Annotated in this window: 6 protein-coding genes and 1 riboswitch; of the genes, 4 read left to right on the forward strand and 2 right to left on the reverse strand. The window is 68.1% G+C overall.

Annotation, left to right across the window (positions count from 1 at the left end; genetic code table 11):
• The coding region (locus Q0C59_RS17920; protein ID WP_291218090.1) for a dihydropteroate synthase at nucleotides 1–1,127 on the reverse strand (1,127 nt) is incomplete at its 3' end.
• A 31-nt stretch (nucleotides 1,128–1,158) separates the two neighbouring features.
• A riboswitch (S-adenosyl-L-homocysteine riboswitch) is annotated at nucleotides 1,159–1,255 on the reverse strand.
• A gap of 39 nt (nucleotides 1,256–1,294) precedes the next feature.
• Nucleotides 1,295–1,906 carry a Crp/Fnr family transcriptional regulator gene (locus tag Q0C59_RS17925; RefSeq protein WP_291218091.1) on the reverse strand — a complete coding sequence of 204 codons (612 nt, stop codon included), beginning with the start codon at nucleotides 1,904–1,906 and terminating at the stop codon, nucleotides 1,295–1,297.
• A 79-nt stretch (nucleotides 1,907–1,985) separates the two neighbouring features.
• On the opposite strand from Q0C59_RS17925, the gene Q0C59_RS17930 reads away from it, so the two are divergent.
• The 4 genes from Q0C59_RS17930 to Q0C59_RS17945 form a co-directional block, all read left to right on the forward strand.
• Nucleotides 1,986–2,915, forward strand: coding sequence for an MBL fold metallo-hydrolase (locus Q0C59_RS17930; RefSeq protein ID WP_291218093.1), 930 nt, complete (start codon nucleotides 1,986–1,988; stop codon nucleotides 2,913–2,915).
• Nucleotides 2,912–3,682 (forward strand): acetolactate decarboxylase, encoded by a 771-nt coding sequence (locus tag Q0C59_RS17935; RefSeq protein ID WP_291218096.1) that lies wholly within the window; start codon nucleotides 2,912–2,914, stop codon nucleotides 3,680–3,682. The genes Q0C59_RS17930 and Q0C59_RS17935 overlap by 4 nt, the downstream gene beginning before the upstream one ends.
• Before the next feature lie 83 nt (nucleotides 3,683–3,765).
• A complete protein-coding gene (locus Q0C59_RS17940) occupies nucleotides 3,766–5,364 on the forward strand; it encodes a sigma 54-interacting transcriptional regulator (protein WP_291218099.1) in 1,599 nt (532 codons plus the stop codon).
• A gap of 131 nt (nucleotides 5,365–5,495) precedes the next feature.
• A partial coding sequence (locus tag Q0C59_RS17945; protein WP_291218101.1) for a YqhA family protein occupies nucleotides 5,496–6,007 on the forward strand: 512 nt, incomplete at its 3' end.

Raw genomic sequence — 6,007 nt, forward strand, 5'->3', positions numbered from 1 at the left:
AGCGGGCCTTCGATCACGTTGAGCGGGCGGCCGCCACCGGCCTCGATCTCGCGCCACATCTCTTCGGTGTCTTCGCTGATGAAGTCGTTCATGCCGCGCACCAGCGCGTGGCTCAGGCGCTCGCGGATCGGCAGCGCGCGCCACTCGTTCTTCTTGCTGTCGTCCTTGGCCGCGCCCTTGGCGTTTTCGGCCACCTCCACCAGGCGCTCGCCGGCATCAAGCCTGCGGTTCAGCACCACGTCTTCCACGCGTTCGCGCAGATCGGGTTCGAGCTCGTCGTACACGCCCACCATGCCGGCGTTGACGATGCCCATGTCCATGCCGGCCTTGATCGCGTGGTACAGGAACACGGTGTGGATCGCCTCGCGCACCGGGTCGTTGCCACGGAAGCTGAACGACACGTTGGACACACCGCCGCTCACCTTGGCGCCCGGCAGGTTCGCCTTGATCCAGCGCGTGGCGTTGATGAAGTCGACCGCGTAGTTGTTGTGTTCCTCGATACCGGTGGCAATGGCGAAGATGTTCGGGTCGAAGATGATGTCTTCCGGCGGAAAGCCCACCTCGTCCACGAGGATGCGGTAAGCCCGCTCGCAGATCTCGACCTTGCGCTCGTAGGTGTCGGCCTGGCCCTTTTCGTCAAACGCCATCACCACGGCGGCCGCGCCGTAGCGCTTGACCAGCCGCGCCTGGCGCTTGAACTCGTCCACGCCCTCTTTCATGCTGATGGAGTTCACCACGCCCTTGCCCTGCACGCAGCGCAGGCCGGCCTCGATCACCTCCCACTTGGAGCTGTCCACCATCACCGGCACACGTGCAATGTCGGGCTCGCCGGCGATCAGGTTGAGGAACTTCACCATGGCGGCCTTGCTGTCCAGCATGGCCTCGTCCATGTTCACGTCGATGATCTGGGCGCCGTTTTCCACCTGCTGGCGCGCCACGGCCAGCGCCTGCTCGTACTCGCCGTTCAGGATCATGCGGGCGAAGGCCTTGGAGCCGGTGACATTGGTGCGCTCGCCGACGTTGACGAACAGGCTGTCAGGCCCGATGCGCAGCGGCTCCAGGCCGGAGAGCAGCATGGGCGGCACGGAAACGGGGGAAGACGGGGAAGCGGAGGCAGATGCAGACATGGGGCTCACCAAGGCAGTTTTGCAGACAACAGACTGGTGAGCGCCGTTTTGGGCCTGTTCGTGCCCACTCAAGCCTGACGCACACGCGAACCCTGGGGGCCGGTGGCGCTGCAGCGCTCCTTGAGAAGGCCTGATTTTAGCCGGCCACGGAGCCGGAGTGGCGCACCTCAGGGCGCCACCAGCACCAGTGCCCCGTCTTCGCGCGCCAACCGACCGCTGTGTTCCAGCGCGGCCAGCGCGCGGTAGAGCGCTTCGTGCGTCACGCCCAGCTCGCCCGCGAGTGACTTCAATCCCGCCCGCACCGGGTAGCGGCCCAGCTCGCCTTCGGTGTCCAGCAGGTGCAGCACCCGGTCCTGCACGCGGTTCAGGCTCAGCCGTTCGCATTGCAGGCGCAAGCGCCGAAGTTCGGCATTGAGCATGGCGACCCAGCGCATGGCAAAGGCCGGGTCGCTGGCCAGCGCCTGGCGCAGGGCCGCCACCGGCACACGCGTGACGAGCGTGTCGGCCAGCACCTGGGCATCGCAGTGGTAGCGGGTGGACTGCAGGCTCGCCTCGCCCACAAAGCCGCGCCGCGCGCGCTGCAGCACGGTGCTTGCCCCTTGCGGGCCGGGGCGCTCCAGCACCACCTCGCCCTCTGCCACATAGAACATGTGCGTGGGCCGGGCGCCGGTGGCAAACAGGCGCTCGCCCCGCGCGTGGCGTCGGGTGTGGCACAGCGCGTGCAATGCAGCGGGCAGCAGGGCGGCCAGGGAAGCGGGCAGCGAGGGGTCGGCGTTCATATGATCACGATCATAGGAGCCCGGCTGTGAACCGGGAATACTCCACGGCTCTCCCGCCGGCAACCCCCCGAAAGAACCGATGCCATTTCCCAAGCTGAGAAACGCACTGATGCTGGCCATGGGCCTGGCCGCCACGCTGGCCCACGCCGTGGACGTGGCGTTCGCACCCGTGGCCCCGGGCGTGTACGCCTTCGTGGGCGAGAAGGGCGGGCGCACCCACCAGAACGAAGGCCTCAACGCGAACATCGGCCTGGTGGTCACGCCGGCCGGCGCGCTGCTGGTGGACAGCGGCGCCAGTTTTCTGGGCGCCAAGCAGATCCACGAGGCGGTGAAGAAGGTCACCTCGCAGCCGGTCCGGTGGGTCATCAACACCGGCGGGCAGGACCACCGCTGGCTGGGCAACAGCTACTTTCTGGCCCAGGGCGCCGAGGTGATGGCCCACGCCAGCGCACGGGCCGACATGCTCGCGCGCGGCGGCGACCACATGAGCAACCTGAAGACCGAGCTGAATGAAAAACTCGACGGCACCGTGCCGACCTTGCCCTCCCGCTTCCTGAGCGGCACCGATGAAACCCTGAACCTGGGCGGGACCGTGGTGGAGGTCAAACACCGGGGCGGCGCACACACGCCGGGCGACGTGATCGTCTGGTTGCCCGGCCCGCGCGTGGTGTTCAGCGGTGACGTGGTGTACGTCGACCGTTTGCTGGGCGTGATCCCGGTCAGCCACACCGGCCGCTGGCTGCAAAGCTTCGCCGCGCTGGAAGCCCTGCAGCCCGTCCGGATCGTGCCCGGCCACGGTGAGGTGTGCGACGTGGCCACCGCCCGGGCGCAGACGCGCGACTACCTGCAGGCCCTGCGCACCCACATGAAAAAAGCGGTCGACGATGGCGCCGAGATCGGCGCCGCCATCCAGACCTTTGACGCCCAACCGTGGATGGGTCTGCTCAACGCCGCACAGCTGCACCCCGGCAACGCCAGCCGCACCTACCTGGAACTCGAACGCGAATGAACGCCTTGAAGCACCGCAGCACAACCCTGCTCGCCATCGGCCTGCTGGCCGCCGGCATGGCCCTGGCCGCCAGCCTGCCGTTTGCCTTTCACCATGTGGGGAATTTCAAGCGCATGAGCCACACCGGCGACACCGCAGGCCAGGCCGCGGTGAGCAGCCTGCCGCAAGCGGCCGGCACCTGGGGCGTGGGCGCCACGGCCGGCCTCAAGGCCGAGATGATCCAGATCGACGGCCGGCTGCTGGTCAGCCCCGGCAGCGACGACCGGGGCCGCGTGCGCCCGCCTGAAGCGAACGAACAGGCCTTGCTGTGGGCCAGCGCGCGCGTGGCGGCCTGGGCCGAGGTGCCGGTGCCGCGCGACATGGAGCAACCCGCGTTTGAGGCCTTTGTGCAGGAACAGGCCCGGGCCCGGGGCCTGTCGCTCGACCAGCCTTTCCCCTTCCGGGTGACCGGCGCGTTCCCGCGTCTGCGCTGGCATGTGGTCACCGGCGAAAAGCCGGCCGGCAGAAGTTCGTCCGGCCACGGGGCGCACGGCGCCGCGCACGCGGGCCACCACGCCAACCAGCAGGCCGGCATGAAGGTCTTCCACGAACCCGGCGCCGTGGGCCAGCTCGTTGGCGTCTACAGCGGCACCGCGCTGGAGGGCGTGGTGTCCCACCCCGGCGAGCGGTTCCACGCGCACTATGTTGACGACCAGCTCAGCGTCTCCGGCCATGTGGACGCCTACGCCGTGGCGCAAGGCGCCGTGTTGCTGCTGCCGCTGCGCTGAAACGACCGCGCCCGCCCGCGGTGTGGGGCGGGCGGGGCAGAGCAACACCAGGCCTCTGGTGCGATGCTTGCTTGACCCTCCCCATGCCCCCTCAACGCACCGACCCCGACCACACCGGCACCGACTGGCACGCCCAGGAGCTGCTGCTCATGCGCGAGGTCATGAAGCTGGTGGGCCGCAGCCTGGCGCCGGCCTTTGTGTTGCGCGAGATGCTGCACCTCATGAGCGAGCTGCTCGGCCTGAACCGGGGGCGCATGGTGCTGGCCGACGAAGGCATCCCCGGCCAGGCCAAAGAAACGCGCACCGCCTCCATCCGCCACGCCTACGGCCTCACCGCCGGGCAGGTGGCCAGCGGTGTCTACCGCTGGGGCGAGGGCATCACCGGGCGCGTGCTGCAGACCGGCCTGCCCGCCATCGTGCAGGACGTGGACGCCGAGCCGCTGTTTCTGTTTCGCTCCGTGCCGCGCAGCCAGCTGCCGCCGCAGACCGTGGCCTTTCTGGCGCTGCCCATCGAGGTGAACGGCGCCACCATCGGCGTGCTGGCCTGCCACCGCATCCGCAGCCGCCAGCGCCATTTGAACGACGACCTGGCGCTGCTGCGCATCTTGGCCACGCTGGCCGGGCAGCTGCTGCAGCTGGAACAGCTGGTGGCCGAAGAAACCCGCCAGCTCGAAGAACGCAACGCCGCCCTGGCCCGCGCGCTCGACACCAGCACCGCGCGCTACGGGCTCATTGGCCGCTCGCCCGCGCTCTTGCAGGCCCTGGGCGAGCTGGAGCGCGTGTCCCAGTCGCAGGCCACGGTGTTGCTGCTGGGCGAGTCGGGCACCGGCAAGGAGCTGTTTGCCCGCGCCGTGCACCTGGCCAGCGGCCGGCATGACCAGCCCTTCATCAAGGTGAACTGCTCCGCCATCCCCGAGACCCTGTTCGAGTCCGAACTGTTCGGCTACGAGCGCGGCGCCTTCACCGGCGCCAACACCGCGCGCGCCGGCTGGTTTGAGCAGGCCAACGGCGGCACCATCTTTCTGGACGAGATCGGCGAGCTGCCGCTGGCCATGCAGAGCAAGCTGCTGCGCACCCTGCAAGAAGGCACGCTGGTGCGCCTGGGTGGCACGCGGGAGGTGAAGGTGAACGTGCGCCTGGTGGCCGCCACCAACCGGGACCTGGCGCGCGACGTGCAGGCCGGGCAGTTCCGGCAAGACCTGTACTACCGGCTCAACGTGATCCCGATCCGCCTGCCCAGCCTGCGCGAGCGGCGCGAAGACATCCGCGCACTCGCCCTGCATTTTGTGAACCGCGCCAACCAGGCGCACGAGCGCAATGTGCACCTGGCGCCCGAGGCCATGGCGCGGCTGGAAGCCCACGACTGGCCCGGCAACATCCGCGAGCTCGGCAACCTCATCGAACGCCTGGTGCTGCTGACCGACCACACCCGCGTGACCGCCGTGGCGCTGGAGCGCTTCATGCCCGAGTCGCTCACGCCCCTGCCCGCCACTGAGCCCCCACCCGCGCTGCCCCTGCCCGCCGGCAACGTGCGCGAATACCAAAGCGCCCGCTCCCACAGCCCGCAGGCCCTGCAAGACGCCCTGGCGCGCCACCAAGGCAACCAGACCCAGGCCGCCCAGAGCCTGGGGCTCACGCTGCGGCAGTTCAGCTACCGGCTGCGCAAGGCGGGGCTGCGGTGAGACCAAAGCCATGGTCCCCGGCGCTGCAAGGCTCGGCGATACTCGAAGCCGCATTCCGGTGAGCGCCCGGTCCTGAGCCCGAGCGACTGCGCTTCACCCCACCCTTCAAAACAACTGAACACGAAAAAATTATGGAAAAGCTGCTCTCGGGCGTGGGTTCGCTGCTGTACGGCATGCGTTTCACCATGCTCTTTTTCTATGTCGGGCTGGTCGCCATCATCTTCGGCATCCTGGGCAAGTTTTTGCTGGAAACCTACAAGCTCTTCACCACCCTGCTGTTCGAAGATCTGCAGAAGATCGACCTGATCATCAAGGTGCTGGAGCTGGTGGACATGACCATGGTCGCCCAGCTGGTCTGGGTGGTGGCGCTGGCGGGTGTGTCGCTGTTCGTGACCACCGGGCACTTCGATTCCAAAGAGATGAAAAAGCCCGACTGGCTCGATCACGTCAACACCTACAACCTCAAGCTCAAGCTGGCCTTCGCCATCATTTCCATCTCGGGCGTGCACGCGCTCAAGACCTACCTCAGCGGCGAGCTGACCCTGGAGAACATCCAGGTTGTCACCATGGTGGCGGTGATCCACTTCACCTTCGTGCTCTCGGCCATCGGCATCTCGTTTGCCGAGCGGCTCACGCGAGACAA

The sequence above is a fragment of the Hydrogenophaga sp. genome (genome assembly GCF_022844385.1).
Classification (GTDB): domain Bacteria; phylum Pseudomonadota; class Gammaproteobacteria; order Burkholderiales; family Burkholderiaceae_C; genus Hydrogenophaga.

Excerpts from the sequence above, each read along its gene's own strand:
- Q0C59_RS17925 (WP_291218091.1), bottom strand. The coding sequence starts at position 1,906 with ATGAACGCCGACCCCTCGCTGCCCGCTTCCCTGGCCGCCCTGCTGCCC.
- Q0C59_RS17930 (WP_291218093.1), top strand. The coding sequence starts at position 1,986 with ATGCCATTTCCCAAGCTGAGAAACGCACTGATGCTGGCCATGGGCCTG.
- Q0C59_RS17935 (WP_291218096.1), top strand. The coding sequence starts at position 2,912 with ATGAACGCCTTGAAGCACCGCAGCACAACCCTGCTCGCCATCGGCCTG.
- Q0C59_RS17940 (WP_291218099.1), top strand. The coding sequence starts at position 3,766 with ATGCCCCCTCAACGCACCGACCCCGACCACACCGGCACCGACTGGCAC.